Source organism: Brevundimonas denitrificans (assembly GCF_030160755.1).
In the GTDB taxonomy this organism is placed as follows: Bacteria; Pseudomonadota; Alphaproteobacteria; order Caulobacterales; family Caulobacteraceae; genus Brevundimonas; species Brevundimonas denitrificans.
On sequence record NZ_BSOY01000001.1, the window covers coordinates 76,678 to 97,424 of the forward strand.

The 20,747-nt window shown below is 69.9% G+C and carries 19 protein-coding genes; 14 read left to right on the top strand and 5 right to left on the bottom strand.

Annotation, left to right across the window (positions count from 1 at the left end; all coding sequences use genetic code 11):
- The first annotated feature begins 73 nt into the window (after window positions 1–73).
- Together QQJ79_RS00500 and QQJ79_RS00505 are read left to right on the top strand one after the other, a co-directional pair.
- Complete coding sequence (locus QQJ79_RS00500; RefSeq protein ID WP_284219957.1) at window positions 74–1,864, top strand: autotransporter assembly complex protein TamA; 1,791 nt, start codon at window positions 74–76, stop codon at window positions 1,862–1,864.
- Window positions 1,861–6,087 (top strand): translocation/assembly module TamB domain-containing protein, encoded by a 4,227-nt coding sequence (locus QQJ79_RS00505; protein WP_284219959.1) that lies wholly within the window; start codon window positions 1,861–1,863, stop codon window positions 6,085–6,087. Before QQJ79_RS00500 ends, QQJ79_RS00505 begins: the two co-directional genes overlap by 4 nt.
- A gap of 6 nt (window positions 6,088–6,093) precedes the next feature.
- Here QQJ79_RS00505 and QQJ79_RS00510 read toward each other — a convergent pair whose 3' ends face one another.
- The gene (locus QQJ79_RS00510) at window positions 6,094–6,621 is read right to left on the bottom strand and encodes a hypothetical protein (protein WP_284219965.1); all 528 of its coding nucleotides are present in this window, start codon (window positions 6,619–6,621) and stop codon (window positions 6,094–6,096) included.
- 108 nt (window positions 6,622–6,729) lie between these two features.
- Here QQJ79_RS00510 and QQJ79_RS00515 point away from each other — a divergent pair, with 108 nt between their 5' ends.
- The 9 genes from QQJ79_RS00515 to QQJ79_RS00555 are packed head-to-tail and all read left to right on the top strand — an operon-like array spanning window position 6,730 to window position 15,164.
- A complete protein-coding gene (locus QQJ79_RS00515) occupies window positions 6,730–7,980 on the top strand; it encodes a hydrolase (protein ID WP_284219968.1) in 1,251 nt (416 codons plus the stop codon).
- 4 nt (window positions 7,981–7,984) lie between these two features.
- Window positions 7,985–8,992 (top strand): arginine N-succinyltransferase, encoded by a 1,008-nt coding sequence (locus tag QQJ79_RS00520; protein WP_284219969.1) that lies wholly within the window; start codon window positions 7,985–7,987, stop codon window positions 8,990–8,992.
- An 8-nt stretch (window positions 8,993–9,000) separates the two neighbouring features.
- Window positions 9,001–10,419, top strand: a complete 1,419-nt coding sequence (gene astD, locus QQJ79_RS00525) for a succinylglutamate-semialdehyde dehydrogenase (RefSeq protein ID WP_284219971.1) — start codon at window positions 9,001–9,003, stop codon at window positions 10,417–10,419.
- Window positions 10,416–11,753 carry an N-succinylarginine dihydrolase gene (astB, locus tag QQJ79_RS00530; protein ID WP_284219974.1) on the top strand — a complete coding sequence of 446 codons (1,338 nt, stop codon included), beginning with the start codon at window positions 10,416–10,418 and terminating at the stop codon, window positions 11,751–11,753. The genes astD and astB overlap by 4 nt, the downstream gene beginning before the upstream one ends.
- 5 nt (window positions 11,754–11,758) lie before the next feature.
- Entirely contained in the window at window positions 11,759–12,226 is a 468-nt protein-coding gene (locus QQJ79_RS00535) for a GNAT family N-acetyltransferase (protein WP_284219976.1), read from the top strand.
- Entirely contained in the window at window positions 12,223–12,783 is a 561-nt protein-coding gene (locus QQJ79_RS00540) for a GNAT family N-acetyltransferase (protein ID WP_348521764.1), read from the top strand. The genes QQJ79_RS00535 and QQJ79_RS00540 overlap by 4 nt, the downstream gene beginning before the upstream one ends.
- 28 nt (window positions 12,784–12,811) lie before the next feature.
- On the top strand, window positions 12,812–13,426 hold the full coding sequence (locus QQJ79_RS00545; RefSeq protein ID WP_284219977.1) for a DUF998 domain-containing protein: 615 nt from the start codon (window positions 12,812–12,814) through the stop codon (window positions 13,424–13,426).
- Entirely contained in the window at window positions 13,423–13,866 is a 444-nt protein-coding gene (locus tag QQJ79_RS00550) for a hypothetical protein (RefSeq protein ID WP_284219978.1), read from the top strand. Before QQJ79_RS00545 ends, QQJ79_RS00550 begins: the two co-directional genes overlap by 4 nt.
- A gap of 23 nt (window positions 13,867–13,889) precedes the next feature.
- Complete coding sequence (locus QQJ79_RS00555; protein WP_284219979.1) at window positions 13,890–15,164, top strand: MFS transporter; 1,275 nt, start codon at window positions 13,890–13,892, stop codon at window positions 15,162–15,164.
- On the opposite strand, the gene QQJ79_RS00560 is transcribed toward QQJ79_RS00555, so the two are convergent.
- Window positions 15,161–16,120, bottom strand: a complete 960-nt coding sequence (locus tag QQJ79_RS00560) for a LytTR family DNA-binding domain-containing protein (protein ID WP_284219981.1) — start codon at window positions 16,118–16,120, stop codon at window positions 15,161–15,163. The two genes, QQJ79_RS00555 and QQJ79_RS00560, sit on opposite strands and share 4 nt — an antisense overlap.
- 13 nt (window positions 16,121–16,133) lie before the next feature.
- On the opposite strand from QQJ79_RS00560, the gene QQJ79_RS16000 reads away from it, so the two are divergent.
- The gene (locus QQJ79_RS16000) at window positions 16,134–16,736 is read left to right on the top strand and encodes an acyltransferase family protein (RefSeq protein WP_348521765.1); all 603 of its coding nucleotides are present in this window, start codon (window positions 16,134–16,136) and stop codon (window positions 16,734–16,736) included.
- Complete coding sequence (locus QQJ79_RS16005; RefSeq protein ID WP_348521766.1) at window positions 16,711–17,373, top strand: acyltransferase family protein; 663 nt, start codon at window positions 16,711–16,713, stop codon at window positions 17,371–17,373. Before QQJ79_RS16000 ends, QQJ79_RS16005 begins: the two co-directional genes overlap by 26 nt.
- On the opposite strand, the gene phhA is transcribed toward QQJ79_RS16005, so the two are convergent.
- Together phhA and hspQ are read right to left on the bottom strand one after the other, a co-directional pair.
- Complete coding sequence (gene phhA / locus QQJ79_RS00570) at window positions 17,340–18,215, bottom strand: phenylalanine 4-monooxygenase (protein ID WP_284219983.1); 876 nt, start codon at window positions 18,213–18,215, stop codon at window positions 17,340–17,342. The genes QQJ79_RS16005 and phhA overlap by 34 nt on opposite strands.
- A gap of 82 nt (window positions 18,216–18,297) precedes the next feature.
- Window positions 18,298–18,612 carry a heat shock protein HspQ gene (gene hspQ / locus QQJ79_RS00575; RefSeq protein ID WP_284219985.1) on the bottom strand — a complete coding sequence of 105 codons (315 nt, stop codon included), beginning with the start codon at window positions 18,610–18,612 and terminating at the stop codon, window positions 18,298–18,300.
- 147 nt (window positions 18,613–18,759) lie between these two features.
- Here hspQ and QQJ79_RS00580 point away from each other — a divergent pair, with 147 nt between their 5' ends.
- The gene (locus QQJ79_RS00580) at window positions 18,760–19,869 is read left to right on the top strand and encodes a Ppx/GppA phosphatase family protein (protein WP_284219987.1); all 1,110 of its coding nucleotides are present in this window, start codon (window positions 18,760–18,762) and stop codon (window positions 19,867–19,869) included.
- On the opposite strand, the gene QQJ79_RS00585 is transcribed toward QQJ79_RS00580, so the two are convergent.
- The gene (locus tag QQJ79_RS00585) at window positions 19,866–20,747 is read right to left on the bottom strand and encodes a peptidylprolyl isomerase (RefSeq protein WP_284219988.1); all 882 of its coding nucleotides are present in this window, start codon (window positions 20,745–20,747) and stop codon (window positions 19,866–19,868) included. The genes QQJ79_RS00580 and QQJ79_RS00585 overlap by 4 nt on opposite strands.

The window sequence follows — 20,747 nt, forward strand, 5'->3', positions numbered from 1 at the left end:
CCGGTCGCCGCCGCATCGGCGCCACAGCGGGATGCGACGGCGTCGATCTCCGCGCCCTGACGAAGGTCCCAGTTTGACGCCAAGGCCCGCCCTGTTTCTCATCAGCACGGCGGGCTCCCTGTTGCTGGCCTCCGCCGCAATCGCGGACCCGCGCGCCCAAATTCGCGGTGAGATGGACGCCGAACTGCGCGCGCAACTGATCCGCGCCGTCGGCGAGGTCGATGACGCGCCATCCAACCGGTTCGAGGCGCGGCGACGTGCGCGGGGCGCGATGGAGGCCGCTGAGGCGCTGTTGCGGTCCGAAGGCTATTATCAGCCCGTGCTTGAAGACATCGTCGAGGGCGAAGAGACGCCGGTCGCCATCGTCAACGTCACCCCGGGCCGCCGTTTTGAACTCGCCGAGGTCCAGGTGCTCTGGGCCGAACCGCCGCCGGACGAGGTGACCGGGACGGCTGTCCGCGGCGAGATCGGCCTGACCCCCGGCCAGCCCGGCCGCGCGGGCGACATCATTTCCGCCGAAGGCCGGATCGTCGCCGGCCTGACCCGCCGGGGATACGCCGACGCGGCAGCCCAGCCACGGCGGGTCGTGGTCGATCACGCCGCCTTCACGGTCCAGCCCAGTTTCCGCATCGCCTCGGGGCCGCTGGTGCGGCTGGACGGCGTCCGGCTGGAAACCCGCGGTCCGACCAATCCCGACTGGGTCGCCGCCCTGGCGCCCTGGTCGGAGGGCGAGGTCTATGACCCCGAGGACGTCGCCGAGCTGGAGCGTCGGCTGCTGGAGACCGGCGTCTATGACGGCGTCGGGGTGGCTCTCGCGCCGACCGACCAGACCAACGCCGAGGGCAACCGTCCGATCATCGTCACCCTGACCGACCGCCCGCGCCGCATCCTTGAGGCCGGGGCGACCTTCTCGACCGCCGAGGGATCGGGCGTGGACCTGATCTGGACCTGGCACAACCAGTTCGGCCGCGCCGACACCCTCGTCTGGCAGGCCCGCGCGGCCGATGTCGACAGCCGGTTGGGCGTAGCGCTGAGTCTGCCGCACTGGCGTCATCCCGGCGAGACCCTGAGGCTGTCCGGCGCGCTGCTGAACGAGGACACCGACGCCTATCGCCGGACCGCCGTAGCCCTGGCCGCCGACCTGCAGCAGCGGCTCGGCAAGACGTCGTGGGTGAGCTACGGAGTCGGTCTGGACGCCGGCCAGTATGACGAAAACCGCTTTGACCCGGTCACCCAGGCGCCGGTCAATTTCAACCGCGATCTGGTGATCCTCACCGGGCGCGCCAGCGCCTATCTGGACCGTTCAAATGATCCGCTGGACCCGACCACGGGCTGGCGGCTGTCCGCGTCGGCCCAGCCCACGGCGGTGGCCGGGGAGGATACGGTGCTGTTCCTTCGCACCGAGGCCCAGGCCACCGCCTATCTGCCGCTTCAGGACGGAGCGAAAACGGTGCTGGCGGGGCGGGTGCGGATCGGCTCGATCTTCGGCGGCGAGGAACTGACCGTGCCGTCCGACCGCCTGTTCTATTCAGGCGGCGGCGGTTCGGTGCGCGGATTCGAGTATCAGGGCGTCGGGCCGCGCCTGCCCGACAACACCCCGCGGGGCGGGCTGAGCCTGTTTGAGACCTCGGTCGAAATCCGGCGCGATGTCTGGCGCAACTTCCAGGCCGTGGCGTTCGTCGACGCGGGCGCGATCGGCTTCCAGGAGACGCCCAACTTCAACAACCTGCGCTACGGAGCCGGGTTGGGGGTGCGCTACAAGCTGCCGTTCGGTCCGATCCGCGCCGACATCGCCTTCCCGCTGGACCGCCGTGACGGCGACGCCGATTTCCAGATCTATGTCAGCATCGGCCAGGCGTTTTGACCGACGCCGCCCCTCCCCCCGACGACGCGCCCGACACGCCCGCTGAAACGGCGAAGAAGAAGCGCACGCGGCTGCAGGCCCTGGCCTTCTTCGGCGGCATGGCGGCGGCTGTTGTGGCGGCGCTGCTGATCGTCGTCGCGGTCGGCGGTCGGATGTATCTGCTGTCGGACTCGGGGCGCGGACTGGTGACCAGTTTCGTCGCCGGCAAGAAGCTCGGCCGGTACGGCCGGATCAATGTCGAGGGGGTGCGCGGCGATCTGTTCGACGACTTCACCATCGACCGAGTCACCGTCACCGACGCCCGGGGCGTTTGGCTGGAGGCGCGCAAGGTCCGCGTCGACTGGGACTGGTGGCCGCTGATCACCCGCCGGTTCCACGCCACCGACGTCGAGGCCGAAGTCATCCGCCTGATCCGCCGCCCGGATGTCGAACCCTCGACCGAGCCGCCGGGTCCGCAGCCGCTCTCCGTCGATATCGACCGCTTCAGCGCCGACGTCGAACTGCTGGAAGGCTTCAGTCGGGAATACGGTCGCTGGAAACTGTCCGGCGAGGCGAACGTGCCGCGCAAGGGCTCGAAGTCGGCCCTTGTCAACGCCGTCAGCAACAGCCGGCCGGGCGACTATCTGCGCCTCAATGCGACGATCGGGGACCGCCTTGAGGATCTGCGGCTGAACCTACGAGCCAATGAGGCCCGTGGCGGGCCGCTGGCGGGCGCCCTCGGCTATTCCCCGGACCAGCCCTTCTTCGCCACGGCCGTGGTCAATGGCGAGGTCATCGACGCCGTGGTGCGCACCGGCGACTTTGTGCCGCTGGTGATCAAGGGCCGCTACGGCGAGACCCGGACCCGGATCTCCGGCTTTGCCGACTTCTCCGGCTCGGACTTGCTGGCGCCCTTCGCCGAGCGGATCGGCCGCACCGCCCGGTTCGGCTTCGCGACCTCGAGCGACAGCAATGACGACGGCCGGATCGGCGTGGGCTGGCGGCTGATCGCCGAAAATCTCCAGTCCCGGGCCAGCGGCGAGATCAGGCTCAAAGACCAGGGCAGTCCGGACGGGATCACCCTCGACATCTCGACCCGGTCGCTGACCCGGCTGGTCGGTCAGGACGCGGGAGGCCCGGCGGCCTATCGGGGCGTGTTCCGGGGCGGCGCCGCCCGGTGGCGGCTGGACGGTTCCGTGGACGTGATCGGCGCCGAGGCCGCAAGCTATCGGGTGCAACGCATCCGGGGGCCGTTGAACGTTCGGGTCCGGCAGGGACGGATGGATCTTGACGGCGACCTCCGCGCCGCGGGCGGCTCGAGCGCGGGCATTGTCGGCGGCCTGTTGGGCGCAACCCCCCGCCTGTCGTTTGAAGTGCTGCGCCAGGCGGACGGCGCCATCCTGCTCGAGCGGGTCAACCTGACCGGGGCGGCCCTGACCGTCGCGGGTTCGGGCGGACGCACCCTGGTCGGCGCGCTTGGATTCCGCGGACAGGCCGAGATCACGGACGCCTCGCGACTGCGCAAGGGCGCGCGGGGGCGGTTCGGCGGACCGATCTCGGCCTCGGCGACGCGCACGGGCGCGCCGTGGCGGCTGACCTTCGACGGACGCGGGCGCGGCCTGGCCGTCGGCATGGATGAACTGGACCGCTTGCTGGGCGCGACGCCCCGACTGCAACTGACCGGGGCGCTAGACAAGGGCCGTATAGCGGTCGAGCAGGCGCAACTGACCGGCGCCCAGGGCTCGGCCGCCGCCCGGGGACTCATCGAGAGCGACGGCCGGCTGCGCCTGGCGCTGAACTGGAACGCCCGGGGACCGTTCGGCGTCGGACCCGTGGCCATCGACGGCGCCATGACCGGCCAGGGGGCGCTGACCGGCACCCTGGCCGAACCGCGCGCCGATCTGACCGCCGCCTTCGGCAAGGTCAACGCCGGCGCGCTGGCCCTGACCGATGTGGAGATGATCCTGAGCTTCCGGCGCGGGGCCGACGCCTCGGACGGGCGGGTCGCCCTGACCGGCGGTTCGAACTATGGACCGGCGCGGGCCAGCGGGAATTTCTTCCTCGGCGGCGATCGGCTGCGGCTGACCGACGTTGACCTGAACGCCGGCGGTGTCGCGGCCCAGGGCGCGATCGCCCTGTCGAACAACGTCCCCTCCAGCGCCGATCTGACCTTCACCGCCCGCCCCGGCGCCTTTCTGGCCTCCGGCACGGCCGACGGCCGCATCCGCCTGACAGAAGGCGCGGGCGCCGAGACGGCGATCCTCGATGTCACGGGACGCAATGTGCGGTTCGCCGGATCGACCTGGGTCATCCGCACCCTCGACCTGAACGGCCGCGGCACGCTCGAGCGTCTGCCCTTCACCCTGAAGGCCGATGTGGGCGGAGCGACGCCCGTGTCGTTCGACGGGACCGGCGTCTATTCGCGCAGCGGCCCATCCCAGACCGTCGTGCTTGAGGGCGGCGGCCGGGTGCGGGAGATCGCCTTCACCACCCGCAATCCCGCCGTCATCGCCCTGTCCGGCGACGGCCGCGTCGCGCGGGTCGATCTCGGCATCGGCGGCGGCGTGCTGCTGGGCGAACTGCGCCAGGATTCCCGCGCCGCCATCATCGAGGCCAATCTGACCAGCGTCGATCTCGGTTCGCTGATCCAGGACATGCGCGGACGGGTGACCGGCCGGCTGTCGCTGCGCGGGGCCGGCGACGACCTCTCTGGGTCCGCCAACATCACCCTCGACGACATACGCAGCATCGATGCGCCGCGCGGGATCGCCGTCGACGGCACTGTGAACGCCCTGCTGCTCAACAACACCCTGCGCATCCAGGCCAACGCCGCCGACGGCGACGCGGTCCGGGCCGTGGCCGACATCACCCTGCCGGTCGAAGCCTCCGCCGCGCCGCTGCGGCTGGCCATCGCGCGGACCCGGGACATGTCGGGCGAGATTTCGATCCAGGGTCAGATCCAGCCGATCTGGGACCTGCTGGCCGGCGGCGAGCGCTCGCTGTCCGGCCAGGTCAACGCCCGCGCCACGCTGGCGGGGTCCCTGGCCGAGCCGCGCCTGAACGGACGGCTGGACCTGCAACAGGGCAGCTTCCGCGACAGCGCCACGGGCGTGCGCCTCGACAACATCACCCTCGCCAGCCGGTTCGACGACACCACGGGTCTGGTCGAGAGCTTCAGCGCCGTCGACGGCACGGGCGGATCGGTCAGCGGCAACGGGCGGATCGGCCTGAAACAGGGCTCCGGCTCCAGCTTCCAGCTGCTGCTCAACCGCTTCCGCATCATCGACAACGACATCGCCGAAGCCAAGGCGTCGGGCCTGCTCACCGTGACCCGCGGCGTGGAAGGCAACATCACCCTGAGCGGCGAGATGGATATCGACGAGGCGCGTATCGAGGCCAATCCGCCCGGATCGACCGGGATCGTCCGGATGGACGTCATCGAGATCAACCGGCCCGGCGGCGATGTCCCCGAGGAGGATCAGAACCGGCAGCGCGGCCTGCAGTTCGGCCTCGATATCGCCCTGCGCTCGCCCGGCGGCGATGTCCGGGTGATCGGGCGCGGGTTGAACGTCGAGATGAACGTCGACGCCCGGGTGACGGGCACGATCGCCCGGCCGATCCTGAGCGGCACGGCGCGGGTGGTGCGCGGCGACTATGATTTCGCCGGCAAGCGGTTCGTCTTCGACGAGCGCGGCACGGTGACCCTGTCGACCAATCCCGAACAGATCCGGCTGAACCTGACCGCGACGCGCGACGATCCGGCCCTGACCGCCACCATCCGCGTCACCGGCACGGCGGCGCGACCTGTGATCGTTCTCACCTCGACCCCGGCCCTGCCCCAGGACGAGATCCTGTCCCAGGTGCTGTTCGGGCGCTCGGCGTCGCAGCTGTCAGGTTTCGAGGCCGCCCAGCTGGCCGCGGGCGTGGCGGCGCTGGCCGGGGGCGGCGGCTTCGATGTGATCGGGAATCTGAGAGAGCTGGCCGGACTGGACCGGCTGTCGTTCGGCGGCGAGGCCTCGGGCCTGACGGTCGCGGGCGGCCGCTACATCACCGACGACGTCTATCTCGAGATCATCGGCGGCGGCGAGAACGGCGCGGCGGTCAATGTCGAATGGCAGGTGCGCCGGAACCTGACCATCAGTTCGAAATTCGGGGGACAGGGCGAAGCCAGCCTGTCGATCCGCTGGCGCCGGCAATCCCGCGAGACGGGCGCCGGTCGCGAGGACCGACGCCCGAACCGGTGATCCGCCCTACTGGGCGGCCGCCATACGGATTCTGTCGAGCGCGCGCGCGCCGCGGATGCCGGCGACATGCAGGACCAGCTGGATGACCAGAATCACGAAGCCGACATAGACCTGCCAGGTCGGCGCAGCCGCCGTCTCAGGCATGCCTTCCTGACCGGCCATCATCATCCCGAACACGCCGGACACCAGGCCGAAGGCGACGAGGATGGCGAAGATGATCGGGATCACGACATTGGGCTTGGTCCACTGGACGAGGCCGAGCACCAGCTGGATGACGCAGATGCCGATCGCGCTCCACATGGCGATCTGCATGGCCATCGCGCCCATCCCCGCCATTTCCGGCGCATCCGCGGCCGCCTCGGCCATCGCCGCCTCGATTTCGGCGGAACCGCCGGACATCAACAGGAACACGCCGACAGCGCCCCATATCACGCCCAGGAAGATCGCCAGGGCGCTGGCCCGGGCGGCGCCGATCGCTTCGGCCTCGGTCGTTATCGGCGCGGTCGGATTCGACGCCTTGATCCAGTCAGTCATTGAGTAGTCCCTCCCGTGAAGATGACCGGAGCCTAGCCCGCTCGCGCCCGAGGCGAAACCCATCCGTCACCTTCACCTTTCCGGCCCGTACCGCTAGGGTTCGCCCGCATGCGGATTCTGCCCCCCGACCAGATCGTGCTCGACCATGTCGCGGCGCGCGAAACCGCCATCGTCGGCCGCGCGGTCGACTGGGCGAACGTCAGTTCGGGCAGCCGGAACGCGAGCGGGCTGGCGCATGTTCTGGCGCTGCTTGAAGCGGAAGCCCGGCGCCTGCCGGCGGAGGTCGTGCGCATCCCGACCCAGGCCTCCACCAGCGTCGGCGACGACGGCGCGGTGCGGACCGAGGCCCATGCCGACGCCCTGAAGATCACCGCCCGGCCGGACGCGCCGATCCAGGTCGTGCTCACCGGCCACTATGACACCGTCTTCCCGGCGGAGAGCCCGTTCCAGAGCGTCTCCACCCGCCCGGACGGCGCCCTGAACGGCCCGGGGATCGCCGACATGAAGGGCGGGATTTCGGTGCTGCTGGCGGCGCTGGAAGCGTTTGAGACCCATCCCGATCGCGAGCGCGTCGGCTGGACCGTCCTGCTGTCGCCCGACGAGGAGATCGGCTCGCCCGCCTCCGCCCCGCTGCTGGCCGAGCTCGGCGCGCGCGGCCATGTCGGCATGACCTATGAGCCGGCGCTCGCGGACGGAACCCTGGCTGGAGCGCGCAAGGGCAGCGGCAACTATCATCTGATCGTCACCGGCAAGGCGGCCCACGCCGGCCGCGCCTTCCATGAGGGCGCCAACGCCGTCGCCGGCGCGGCCATCATCGCCGCCCGCCTGCACGCCCTGAACGGTCAGCGCGAGGGCGTGACCGTCAATGTGGCCAGGATCAGCGGCGGCGGGGCGCTGAACGTCGTGGCCGACAACGCCGTGGTGCGGTTCAACGTCCGCGTGCCCGACGCCCAGTCATCGGCCTGGATCGCCGAGACGGTGCGCGGCATCGCTGCCGAGCCCCCCTTCCCCGGCCTGACCCTGGACCTGCACGGCGACATGACCCGCGCGCCCAAGCCGATGGACGCCAGCCAGACCGCCCTGTTCGAGGCCGTGCGCGAGACCGGCGCCCTGCTGGGCCAGCCGATCGCCTGGAAGCCGTCGGGCGGAGTTTGCGAGGGCAACAATCTGCACGCCGCCGGCCTCCCCAATATCGACACCCTCGGCGTGCTGGGCGGCGACATCCATTCGGACCAGGAGTTCGCCTGGCCCGCCAGCTTCGTCGCACGGGCGCAGCTCAGCGCCCTGATCCTGTGCAAGATCGCCTCGGGCGAGATCGATGCGCTGAAACTCAAGTCCCTGCGTCTGGAGACGATGTAACCCCATGCTCGTCGTCCGACCCGCCGGCCCCGCCGATCTCGACTTCCTGCTGGAGCTGGCCATCCTGTCCGGGCCGGGCTTCACCAGCCTGCCCGAGGACCCGGACCAGCTGGCCGAGCGGCTGGACCTCAGCCGCGACAGCTTCGGCGGCGCGCTGGAGCCGCAGCAGCGCTGGTACACCCTGATGCTGGAGGAGACCGAGACCGGCGACGTCGACGGCATCGGCTCGGTCAAGGCGGCGGTCGGGCTGAACCGGCCCTTCTTCTCGTTCCGCGTGGTGACCAACACCCAGTCGTCGCCCTCGCTGGGCATCAAGCTGGAACAGAAGACCCTGGTGCTGGTCAATGAGTGCACCGGCTGGACCGAGGTCGGTTCTTTGTTCCTCAAGGCCGACCGGCGCAAGGGCGGCGCGGGGCGGCTGCTGAGCCAGTCGCGCTATATGCTGATCGGCGCCGAGCCGGACCTGTTCGCCGACACCGTCCTGGCCGAGCTGCGGGGCGTCTTCACGCCCGACGGCGCCTGTCCGTTCTGGGATCATGTGGCGCACAAATTCTTCCCCATGGACTTCGATGAGGCCGACCGGATGACCGGCTCGACCGACAAACAATTCATCCTCGACCTCGCGCCGCGCCACCCGATCTACATCGACCTGCTGCCCGAGCCGGCGCGGGCGGTGATCGGCAAGGTCCATCCCCAGGGCGTCCCGGCCATGGCCCTGCTGGAGAGCGAGGGCTTCCGCCCCAACGGCCTGATCGACATTTTCGACGCCGGTCCGACGGTGACCTGCGACCGCGACAACATCCGCACCGTGCGCGACGCCCGCCGCCTGACCGTCGCCGTGGCGCCGGAGGTCGAGGCCGACCTGCCGGCCCTGATCTCGACCGACAGCGTCAGCGGCTTCCGGTCGGTGCGTCAGCGGGCGGCCATCGAAGGTGACACGGTGACCCTGAACGCCGAGACCGCCGACGTGCTGCGCGTGCGGGCGGGCGATACGGTGCGGGTGAAGACGTGAGCGACAGCATGACCCATTTCAAATCCATCGACCCCGCCACCGGCGAAACCGTCTGGGAGGGCGCAGCCGCCTCGGCCGCCGAGGTGCAGGCCGCCGCCGACCGCGCCCGCGCGGCCTTTCCCGACTGGGCCGACCGGTCGCGTCAGGACCGGATCGATGCGGTCAAACGCTATCAGGCGGTGCTGAAGACCCGCGCGGCGCAGATGGCCGAGGCGATCAGCCGGGAGACCGGCAAGGCCCTGTGGGAGACCACGGCCGAACTCGGGGCCATGGCCGGCAAGGTCGACATCTCGATCCGCGCCTATGACGAGCGCACCGGCGAGCGCTCGACCGAGACCGGCTTCGGCCACGCGACCCTGCGCCACCGCCCGCACGGCGTGGCGGCGGTGCTGGGCCCGTTCAACTTCCCCGGACACCTGCCCAACGGCCATATCGTCCCCGCCCTGCTCGCCGGCGACACGGTCGTGTTCAAGCCGTCCGAAGAGACGCCCCTCATCGGCCAGCTGATGGCCGAGGCCTTCGCCGAGGCCGACCTGCCCGACGGCGTGGTCAATGTCGTCCAGGGCGGGCGCGACACCGGCGCGGCCCTGCTGGACAGCGGCATCGACGCCCTGATGTTCACCGGCTCGGGCGCGGCGGGGGCGCATTTCCGGCGCAAATTCGCGGATGATCCGCACGTCATCCTCGCCCTCGAGCTGGGCGGCAACAATCCGCTGGTGGTGTGGGACGCGGCCGACGCGGAAGCCGTGGCCGGGATCGTGGTCCAGTCGGCCTTTGTGACGACGGGTCAACGCTGCTCGTGCGCCCGGCGGCTGATCGTGCCGGAAGGGTCGCAGGGCGATGCGATCGTCGAGGCGGTCAACGCCATGGTCGAGCGGCTGATCCTCGCCCCGTGGAACTCGACGCCCGAGCCCTATGCCGGGCCGCTGATCTCGGTGAAGGCGGCCGAGGCGGCGCTGAAGGCGCTGCAGGACCGGATCGACATGGGAGCCCGGGTGATCCGCGCCTCCGGTCCCGTCGGCAACCTGCCGGGCGCCTTCGTCAGCCCCGCCATCATCGACGTCACCGGCGTGGATGTGCCCGACGAGGAGATGTTCGCGCCCTTCCTGTCGGTGACCCGCGTCGCCAGCTTCGGCGCCGCCATCGCCGCCGCCAACGCCACCCGCTACGGCCTGTCCGCCGGCCTCGTCAGCGACGACCCGGCGAACTGGGAGCATTTCATCCGCCGCATCCGCGCCGGAGTCGTGAACTTCAACCGCCCGACCACGGGCGCCGCGGGCGACATGCCCTTCGGCGGCCTGGGCGCCAGCGGCAACCACCGGCCGAGCGCCTGGTACGCCGCCGACTACTGCGCCTATCCGGTGGCCAGTTTCGAGGCGGGCTCGGTGAAAAATATCGAGAGCGAGATCAAGGGTTTGAGGGCGTGACCTCGGCCGTCGAAGCCAACGCCGACGGCCTGATCGGCCCGACCCACTCCTATGCGGGCCTGTCGCCGGGCAATCTCGCCTCCAGCCTGAACAAGGGCGAGGCGTCGAACCCGCGGGCGGCGGTGCTGCAGGGTCTCGACAAGATGAAGCGGCTGGCCGACCTCGGCCTGCCGCAATACGTCCTGCCGCCGCACGAGCGGCCGAACATCCCCTTCCTGCGCAGCCTCGGCTTCGCGGGCTCCGACGCCCGCGTGCTCGAACAGGCCTGGAAGGACGCGCCGTCCTTCGCCGCCGCCGCCTGTTCGGCCTCGCCGATGTGGGCCGCCAACGCCGCGACGGTGACGCCCTCGGCCGACAGCGCCGACGGCCGGGTGCATTTCACCCCCGCCAATCTGGTCACCAACCTGCACCGGTCGCTGGAGCATGAACAGACGAAGCGGTCGCTGGACGCCCTCTTCCCCGATCCCGCCCTCTTCGCGGTCCATGACGCCCTGCCCTCCGTCGCCCACCTCGCCGACGAGGGCGCGGCCAACCATGTCCGCCTGTGCGCCGACCACGGCGAGCCCGGCGTGAACCTGCTGGTCTGGGGCCGCGAGGCTTTCGAGCCCTGGGCCGACGCCTTCCCCGCCCGCCAGACGCGCGAGGCCTCGCAGGCCGTCGCGAGCCGTCACGGCGCGTCCGGCGTGGTGCTCGCCCGCCAGTCCCGGGCCGCCATCGCCGGCGGCACCTTCCACAATGACGTGGTCTGCGTCGGGGCGCTTGAGACCCTGTTCTTCCACGAACTCGCCTTCGAGGACACGGCCGGGACCAAGGCCGCCATCCGCGCCGCCGCCGGGGACCGGTTCGAGCCGATCTTCGTCGAGGTGTCCTCCGCCGACCTGCCGCTGGCCGACGCCATCTCCAGCTATCTGTTCAACTCCATGCTGGTGCGGATCCCGGGCGAGGACCGCCTGACCCTGATCTGTCCGACCGAGACGCGCGACAACCCACGCAGCCATGCGGTCGCCGAGCGGCTGGCGGCCTCCAACGGGCCCATCGGCAAAATCGAATACGTCGATGTGCGCCAGTCGATGCGCAACGGCGGGGGCCCCGCCTGCCTGCGTCTGCGCGTGGTCCTGAACGAGGCCGAACAGGCCGCCACAAACCCGGCCATGCGGCTGACCGACGAACTGCACGCGCGGCTCTCGGCCTGGGGCGCCGCTCACTATCGCGACCGGCTGACCCCGGCCGACCTCGCCGACCCGGCCCTGCTAGACGAGAGCCGCGTGGCGCTGGACGAACTGACCGGCCTGCTGGGTCTCGGCGGCGGCTTCTACCCGTTCCAGCGGGGCTGAAGGGCATGCCCGTAATCCTGCGCAGGGCCGTCGAGGCGGACGCCGGGGAGCTCCTGACGCTGCAGCGAGCCGCCTATGTGACGACAGCCCAGCTGTATCGCGATCCCTTCCTGCCGCCCCTTCTGGAAACCCTGGAGCAAGTCGCCGAAGCCATCCGGTCGGAGATCGTTCTGGCGGCGGTCGACGGACATCGCATCGTCGGTTCCGCCCGAATCCGCATCGAAGGCTCCGTGGGCCATATGGGGCGGCTGGTGGTCGCGCCGGACCGGGAGGGTACGGGGTTCGGCGTCCGGTTGGTCAAGGCGGTCCAGGACCATGCGCCGCCGTCGGTGCGGCGTTTCGAGCTCTTCACCGGCGCGCTGAGCGTGCGCCACATCGCCCTGTATTGGCTTCTCGGATTCGAGGAGTTTGATCGGCGAGTCTCGGACGAGGGTATCGAACTCGTCTATATGGCCCGCGAGCGGGACGCGTGACGAACTTCACCCACCGCATCGCCACCGAGGCCGACATTCCCGCGCTGGTCGCGCTGATGGACCGGTCGATCACCGGCCCGCTCGCCGCCTTCCTGACGCCGGACCAGATCGCCGCCAGCCGCAAGCTGATGGGGATCGACAGCCAGATCATCGCCGACCGGACCTATGTCATCGTCGAGGCCGACGGCGTGACCGCCGGCTGCGGCGGCTGGAGCGGGCGGATCACCGAATACGGCGGCGACCACACTCCGGGACGGATGCCCGCGCCCCTGACGCCCGGCGTCGACGCCGCCCGCATCCGCGCCATGTACACCGCGCCCGAGTTCGTCCGCCGGGGCGTCGGCCGTCTGATCCTCGGCCTCTGCGAGGCCGCGGCCCGCGCCGCCGGCTATGACCGCGCCGAACTGGTCGCCACCCTGGGCGGCGAGCCCCTGTATCGGGCCGCCGGCTATCACGAGATCGAACGGTTCGAGGACGACCGCGGCGGCGCGCCCGTGCCGCTGGTCCGGATGGGCAAGCGGCTGGACGGGTTTGGTCCCTCGGGCGATCCCGGCTAGCTTCGGTTATGGTCGACGGGGGACGCAATTGATCAGACACATCGCCTTCGGATGCGCGGTCCTCAGCCTGCTGGCGCTCGCGGCCGCCACGATCGCGGGCGGCATGGCCTACCCCGGCTATGACCACCTGACCCAGTACATCAGCGAGCTCGGCGCCACCGGGGCACCGACCAGCCGAGGGGTCAGCCTCGCCTTCGTCGTCTCCGGCGCCCTTCTCACGGCCTTCTGGCTGCTGTGCGCCGGCCTGTTTCCCCGCAGCCTCCTGTCGATCCTCGGCTTCGGTCTCAGCGCCCTGAACGGCGCCGGCCTGATGCTCGGCGGCGTGTTCCGGTGCGACTTCGAGTGCTCGACCGCGGACCTCAGCCCGGCGGCGGTGCTGCACGATGTGTTCGGCGGCGTCGGCTATCTGTGCGGCATCGTCGGCGTCTTCCTTGTCGGCCTCGCCGCGCGCGGCTGGCCGCAGGGCCGGGGCCTGTTCGGGCTCAGCCTGATCTGCGGAATCCCGGCGGCGCTGGCCATCTGGCTGATTCACCCGGCCTTCGAGTGGTATGGCGCGGCCCAGCGGGTGGTCGAGATCGCCCTCGCAGCCTGGACTGTGGCCGTGGCGCTGCGAATTCGAACCTCAACCAAGGGAACAGCGTGAGACCGCCCCAAAACCCCGCCCTGGTCATCGGCGGCCTGCTAAGCATCGCGGCGTCGCTGCTGCACATCGGCTGCATCATCGGCGGGCCGGAATGGTACCGCTTTTTCGGCGCCGGCGATGCCATGGCGACGATGGCGGAGCAGGGTTCGATCACACCGACCCTGCTGACCCTCGGCATCGCCGCCATCCTCGCCATCTGGGCCGCCTACGCCTTTTCCGGAGCCGGTCTTCTGCCTCGCCTGCCGCTGCTGCGCACCGGGCTGGTGGTGATCAGCGCCATCTACCTGTTGCGCGGCCTGGCCTTGATCCCGGCCTTGATCATCAACGGGGGCGAGGTCATGCCCTTCGTCCTGTGGAGTTCGCTGATCGTGCTCGTCTATGGCGTCGCCCATGCGGTCGGAACCTGGACCGCCTGGCCCCACCTGGGACCCCGCCGATGAGCGCTGCCCCCACGACTTCCCCCATGACCCCTGCCCGCCGCCTGCGCAACATCATCGGCGGATCGGCCGGCAATCTGGTCGAATGGTTCGACTGGTTCGCCTATGCCGCCTTCACCGTCTATTTCGCCCCGATCTTCTTCCCTGAGGGCGACAGCACCGCCCAGCTGCTGAGCGCGGCGGCGGTGTTCGCGGTCGGCTTCCTGATGCGGCCGGTCGGGGCCTGGGTCATGGGAGTCTATTCGGACCGCAAGGGCCGCAAGGCCGGCCTGACCCTCTCGGTCACCCTGATGTGCACCGGCAGCCTCATCATCGCCTGTACGCCTGGTCATGCGAGCATCGGCCTGGCCGCCCCGGCCCTGCTGCTGTTCGCCCGCATGCTGCAGGGGCTCAGCGTCGGCGGCGAGTACGGATCGTCCGCCACCTATCTGTCGGAAATGGCCACGGCCAGACACCGCGGCTTCTGGTCCAGCTTCCAGTACGTCACCCTGATTTCCGGCCAGCTGCTGGCCCTGCTGCTGCTGATCGTGTTGCAGAAGACCATGGCCGAGCCCGATCTGGCGGCCTGGGGCTGGCGGATTCCCTTCTTCGTCGGAGCGGCGCTTGCGGTAGTGGTGTTCTGGCTGCGGCGCCGGCTGGACGAGACCTCGGCCTTCATCGCCTCGGACGCGAACGAGGCGCCGAAATCCAGCGCCCTGCTGCTCATCCTCAAACATCCGAAGGAGGCGCTGATGGTCCTCGGCCTGACCGCCGGCGGGACCGTCGCCTTCTATACCTACACCACCTATCTGCAGAAATTCCTCGTCAACACGAGCGGCTTCTCCAAGACGACGGCGACCGAGATCAGCGCCGCGGCCCTGTTCGTCTTCATGCTGCTGCAGCCCGCGGTGGGCGCGCTGTCGGACCGGATCGGGCGACGGCCGGTGATGATCGCCTTCGGCGTGGCGGGCGTGCTGTTCACCGTGCCCATCATGACGGCCCTGTCTGGCGTCGACAGCCCCTTCATCGCCTTCCTACTGGCCATGACGGCCCTGGTCATCGTCAGCGGCTACACCTCGATCAACGCCGTGGTGAAGGCGGAGCTCTTCCCGGCCCACATCCGCGCGTTGGGCGTCGCCCTGCCCTACGCCATCGCCAACGCCCTGTTCGGCGGCACGGCGGAATACGCCGCCCTGTGGTTCAAGGGCGAAGGCATGGAGAGCGCCTATTTCTGGTACGTCACGGGCCTGATCGGCCTATCGTTGCTGACCTACATCCGGATGAGAGATACCGGGCGCAACAGTCTGATCACGCACGACTAGCCTTTGAGGCGGGCCAGGGCCTCCGGGAACCGGCGCGACAGTGGCGCGCGAACCTCGCCCAATTCGATGGTCCAGTCGCCGGAACCCTCGGGCGCCAGGCCGGTGACTCGCGCGCCATTGACCAGCCACGATCTGTGGGCCCGGACGAAGCCGTAGGTCTCCAGCTCCACCTCGATGGCCGCCAGGGTGGCGCGCATCAGCGGCCGGCGACCGTCGGCGAGCCAGAACTCGACGTAGTTTCCGGCCGAGGACACCGCCAGGATCTCGCCCACCGGCGCACGGATGATCCGGGCGCCGTCGCGGATATCGAAACTGACCGGTCGCAGGTGCGTCGGCTCCGTCCGGCGCAGGCGTCGCAGGATCCAGAACAGGCAGACGAAGGCGGCGTAGCTCAGCAGGTCCTTGCGGAACTCATAGAGGTAGACCTCCGCGGCCGGTCCCGGCTCATAAGGTCCGGCGTCGGCCAGTCCGTAGACCGTCAGGCGAAGGCTCATCATCCCGACGACGTGAAGGGCGCTCCAGATCGCGACGGCGGCCAGGTGGACGCCGGCGAAGGCGGCCCGCGCCCGCCAGCCCTCCCGCACCATGTCGGGCGGGGCGGCGGCCGTGCTGAGCCACGGCAGCCAGGCCAGAAGCACCACGACGAGGGCGCTGGTTCCCTCCCAGACCCAGGGCTCCCAGGCGTCGACGTGGGGATGGTCGACCTGGACCGTCAGGGCGTTGACCACGGTGACCGCCGCGGCGCCCCCCGCGATGATCAGGGCGCCGATCACCAGGTCGCGCGTCCCGACCCCGCGCAGGCGCTCCAGGCCGCCTTCCAGCAGGCCGCCGGTCCCGCGGGGCGCGCCGCCCGTCCCTGACGGCGCACGTCCATCCCTCGCCGACGGCCGCCCGCCCCGTCGTTCTTGCACCGTCCGGCCCGGCGCCGACGATCCCGAAGCCTCGCCATCGCTCATGGAGTCCCCACCCGTGTCATCTCCGACCTTCGCCCCCTCGCCGGACCGCCGCCACGACCTCGACTGGATCCGCGTCGGGGCCTTTCTGCTGCTGATTCTGTACCACGTCGGCATGTTCTACGTGCCGTGGGACTGGCACGTGAAGTCCGGCCATGAGGTCGAGGCGCTCGAGCCCATCATGCAACTAACCAATCCGTGGCGGCTGACCCTGCTGTTCCTGGTCTCGGGCGCCGCCACCCGCTTCCTCGCCGACAGCCTGGCCCGGGATGGCCGCGTCGGCGCCGGCCGGCTGGCCGGATCGCGGACCCTCAGACTGCTGCCGCCGCTGCTGTTCGCCATGTTCGTGATCGTGCCGCCGCAGAGCTATTACGAGATCGTCGAGGCCCTCGGCCGTCTGGCGCCGCAGGCCGACGCCTATCACAACGCCTTCACCGCCGACTTCTGGGTCCGCTACGCCACCGCCTCGGGGAATTGGTGCGACGCCGACGGCTGCCTGATCACCCCGACCTGGAACCACATGTGGTTCGTGGCCTATCTGCTGGGTCTACAGCCTCGTCCTCGCCGCTCTGCTGGCGCTGTCCTCAGGTCGGTTGCGCGCCCTGGGCGGCCTGCTTGAGCGTGGCCTGAAAGGCTGGGGATTGCTGCTCTGGCCGATCGTCTTTCTCGCGGTGATCCGTTGGGGCCTGGCCTACCGGTTCGAGATCACCCACGACCTGGTCAACGACTGGTACAATCACGCCCTGTCGTTCAGCGCCTTTCTGTTCGGCTTCCTGACCGCCCGGTCCGAGGTCCTTCGCCAGGGCTTCATCCGGCTGCGCTGGCCGGCGCTGATCCTCGGCCTCGTCGCCTGGGCGGCGTGGGCCGGCTACGCCTGGGAATACCGCGCCGAGGACGCCATGCCCGCCGAGGCCCTGCGGCGCGCCATGCGGATCGTCTATGCGGCGGACCAGTGGGCCTTCATCGCCGCCGTGCTCGGTTTCGGGGCGAAACACCTGAACCGCGGCGGACCCGTGCTGCGCTATCTGACCGTCGGGGTCTTCCCCTTCTACATCGTCCACCAGACCGTCATCGTCGTCGTCGGCCATCACCTGTCGCAGATGGGCCTGCCGCTAGCCGCCGAGGCCGCGATCCTGATCGCCACGACCTTCGCCGCCTGTTTCCTGACCTATGAGGTCGCGCGCCGGCTGGGTTGGGCGGGACTGCTGCTGGGGGTCCGCCCTCAGGCCGCGAACCGCCCGCCCCGGGCCGCATAGGCTTGGGTGCCGCGGGTGAAGACGGCGTCGGTCGGCAGTATGGCGTCGATGGCGATGTCCGGGGCGCCCTTCAGCCGACCGTAGATCGGGCCGAAATCCTGCAAGGTGTCGCGTTTCAGCTGCTCGATGGAATCGATGACGAAATAGACCTGCTGGAAGTCGTCGATCCGGTAGAGGGTCCGCATCACCCGTTCGAGGTCGAAGCCGAGACGGTTGGGTGACGGATCCTCCAGCGAGAAGACGCTCTCGGTCGCCGAGGACACGATCCCCGCGCCATAGATGCGAAGGCCATCCGCGTCCTGCATCAGGCCGAATTCGACGGTGTACCAGTACAGCCGGGCCAGATTCTGCAGCACGCCCAGCGAGGCCGCGCGCTGCCCGCCCTTGCCATAGGCCTCCATATAGTCGGCGAAGTCGGGGTCCGAGAGCATCGGCACATGGCCGAAGACGTCGTGGAAGATGTCCGGCTCCTGCAGATAGTCCAGCTGGTCCGGCTTGCGGATGAACTGGCCCGAGGGGAAGCGACGGTTGGCCAGATGGTCGAAGAAGACGTCGTCCGGAACCAGACCGGGCACGCAGACCACGGTCCAGCCGGTCAGGGCCTGAAGCTTGGGGTTCATCACCGCGAAATCGGGGATGCCGCCGGTGTTGAGGTCGAGCGCCGTCAGCCCCTTGAGGAAGACATCGGCGGCGCGGCCGGGCAGGATCTTCATCTGCCGGGCATAGAGGGTGTCCCAGGTCCGGTGTTCGACCTCGCTGTACGAAGCCCAGTCCTGGGGGATGGTCCAGTCCGCGGCGGCGCCTTCCGGCGGCGCATCGAACACGTGCTCAAAGTCGGACATGGACGCGCTCCTGAAACCCGCGGGCTCTCAAAGACCCTTGCCGGCAATCTAGGCTGCTCGCGCGTCCCGCGCCAGCGCCGGTCTAGTGGATGGCATGGGCCCGGGGCGCATGACGTCCATGGGAGTCGACCGTGAACCAGCGCGTCTCCGCCTCCTCGGTCAGGGCCGAAAGCTCGGGATCGTGCTCCAGAGCCGTCTCGGCCGCATAGGCGATGAAGCCGCCTTCCGGGCCGATGGCGAGCACCTGATAGAAGGGCTGGTCCGGAGCGACCTCGCCCGTCTCGCCGGGCAAGCCGGCATAGGAGGCGTCGATGTCGATCACCACGCCGCGGAAGGCGGCGTCACGGTGACGGACGATCTGGCCGAGGCCGAATTTCGCGACAGTTTGCTGGGTCATGACGGGAGAATGCCGGACCCAACCTGAGCCTTGTCCGCGTCACGCCGTTCATTTTCGCGACAGACACGCTTGGCGCGGACGATCACACAGTCCTAGAGTGTCCGGGACGGGCGCCGCTCCGGACCGCCCACCTTGAAAGTTCGGCCCATGCCGGAGACCGACGGCGCGCCGCCACGGCGTGACGACCGGTCCCAGCCTCGACGGTCTGACGGGCAGCGCGCCGCGAACGGCGCCGCCGGCGATCCAGGGGCATCAGGTCGCGATGCGCCGCTGTATGGCGCGCTCGATCTGGGGACCAATAATTGCCGGTTGCTGATCGCAAAGCCGGCGCGCGACGGCTTTCGGGTCGTCGATTCCTTCAGCCGCATCGTCCGTCTCGGCGAGGGACTGTCACGTACGGGCCGTCTCGATGACGCCGCGATGGAGCGGGCCTATGAGGCCCTGCTGCTGTGCGGCGAACGCGTGGCGAAGAAAGGGGTCGATTCCTCCCGGCTGATGGCGGTGGCGACCCAGGCCTGCCGTCAGGCCGAGAACGGCCCCGCCTTCATCGAACGGGTGCGCGTCGGCACGGGTCTGAAGCTGAGGATCATCGACCCCATCGAAGAGGCCCGACTGGCCGTTCGGGGCTGTCTGAACCTGTTCGACCCGTCGGTGGAGGCCGTGCTGGTCGTCGACGTCGGCGGCGGCTCGACGGAACTGAACTGGCTTTCGAAGCGGGGCGATTCTTTCGTGCTGGAGGGCTGGATGTCGGCGCCGGTCGGGGTCGTCACCCTGGCGGAGCGGCATCCCGAGCCGGCCGGCGCTCTGGACGACTGGTATGAGGCCATGGTGAACGACATGGGCGCCGCGATCGCGGAGGCGCCGGTCAACCCGGCCCTGCGCGAGCTCTTTGTCAGCGGCCGCGCCCATATGGTCGGCACGTCCGGCGCGATCACCAGCCTTGCCGGCATTCACCTGGGCCTGCGCCGCTACCAGCGCAATCTGGTCGATGGTCTGTGGATGACGCGGGGCGATTGCGAGGCCGCCGCGGACACGCTGAAACGGCTGGGCGCGGCCGGACGGGCCGCCGAGCCGTGCATCGGTCCCGATCGAGCCGATCTGGTCCTCGCCGGCGCGGCCATCATGGAGGCGGTGCAGCGGGCATGGCCCTCCGAACGGGTCCGGGTCGCCGACCGCGGCCTGCGCGAGGGCCTGCTGCTGCAGCAGATGCGCGAGGACAGGAAGCCGAACCGGCGCCGCCGTCGCGGCCGCTCCTAGTTGGTCACCTGAACCGGCAGGGCGATGTCGCAGACCGAGAAGTCCGCGCCGCGCGAGGCCCGCGTTTCGTCGACCATCGCCCGGAATCTCGGCGAATCGGTCTCCAGCACCTGCACCGCCGGCCGCTCGCCTTCGGCGATGTCGGCCGCGATGCGCACCCGCGTCATCCGGTCCGGCTCGGCCGTGACCATGCCGTTGTCGCCGTCGCCGACGCGCAACGACCGCACGACGTCCAGGCCCGCCACCGTCATGCCCCAGATGGTGTAGCGCTTGTCCAGAGCCGGATAGGCCTGGCGCATCAGGAAGAACTGGCTGTTGGCGGTGTCGTTGCCCTCGTCCCGGGCCATGCCCGCCACGCCGGGGCAGTACAGGCCCCAGCCGTGCACCTTGCCGTCGCCGGTCAGGGCGAAGGCCGCGTCGGGCTGGGTCTGGATCGGCAGGGAGTGGAAGAAGCCCACACGGGCGCCGGCGGGCTCGGCCACCGCCGCGAAGGGCATGGTCGTATCGCGGCGGAAGGTGAACTCGCCCTTCAGGTCCGGATAGGGGCTCTGGCCCTCGCCATTGCCCAGCGGGTCACCGGTCTGGGCCATGAACCAGTCGATGACCCGATGCCAGGGCACATTGTCATAGAAGCCCCGGCGAGCCAGAAGCTTGATCCGCTCGACGTGCAGCGGGGCGACCTCGGGCATGAGCTCCACCAGAATGCGGCCGCGCGTCGTGTCGATGACAAGTAGGTTCTCGGCCGGAACCGCACGCCATTCGGGCACGACGACCATCGTCGCCGGCGTGGGCGGCGGCGGCGGTCCGCCGACGTCCTGGGCCAGCGCCGGCGCGGCGATCAGGGCGAACAGGGCCGCAAGGCCGGCTATGGCTTTCAT

Bases quoted from the DNA above. Each gene is read 5' to 3' on its own strand.
- QQJ79_RS00510 (WP_284219965.1), bottom strand. From the start codon at position 6,621: ATGACTGACTGGATCAAGGCGTCGAATCCGACCGCGCCGATAACGACC.
- QQJ79_RS00515 (WP_284219968.1), top strand. From the start codon at position 6,730: ATGCGGATTCTGCCCCCCGACCAGATCGTGCTCGACCATGTCGCGGCG.
- QQJ79_RS00520 (WP_284219969.1), top strand. From the start codon at position 7,985: ATGCTCGTCGTCCGACCCGCCGGCCCCGCCGATCTCGACTTCCTGCTG.
- astD (WP_284219971.1), top strand. From the start codon at position 9,001: ATGACCCATTTCAAATCCATCGACCCCGCCACCGGCGAAACCGTCTGG.
- QQJ79_RS00535 (WP_284219976.1), top strand. From the start codon at position 11,759: ATGCCCGTAATCCTGCGCAGGGCCGTCGAGGCGGACGCCGGGGAGCTC.
- QQJ79_RS00555 (WP_284219979.1), top strand. From the start codon at position 13,890: ATGACCCCTGCCCGCCGCCTGCGCAACATCATCGGCGGATCGGCCGGC.
- QQJ79_RS00560 (WP_284219981.1), bottom strand. From the start codon at position 16,120: ATGAGCGATGGCGAGGCTTCGGGATCGTCGGCGCCGGGCCGGACGGTG.
- phhA (WP_284219983.1), bottom strand. From the start codon at position 18,215: ATGTCCGACTTTGAGCACGTGTTCGATGCGCCGCCGGAAGGCGCCGCC.
- hspQ (WP_284219985.1), bottom strand. From the start codon at position 18,612: ATGACCCAGCAAACTGTCGCGAAATTCGGCCTCGGCCAGATCGTCCGT.
- QQJ79_RS00580 (WP_284219987.1), top strand. From the start codon at position 18,760: ATGCCGGAGACCGACGGCGCGCCGCCACGGCGTGACGACCGGTCCCAG.
- QQJ79_RS00585 (WP_284219988.1), bottom strand. From the start codon at position 20,747: ATGAAAGCCATAGCCGGCCTTGCGGCCCTGTTCGCCCTGATCGCCGCG.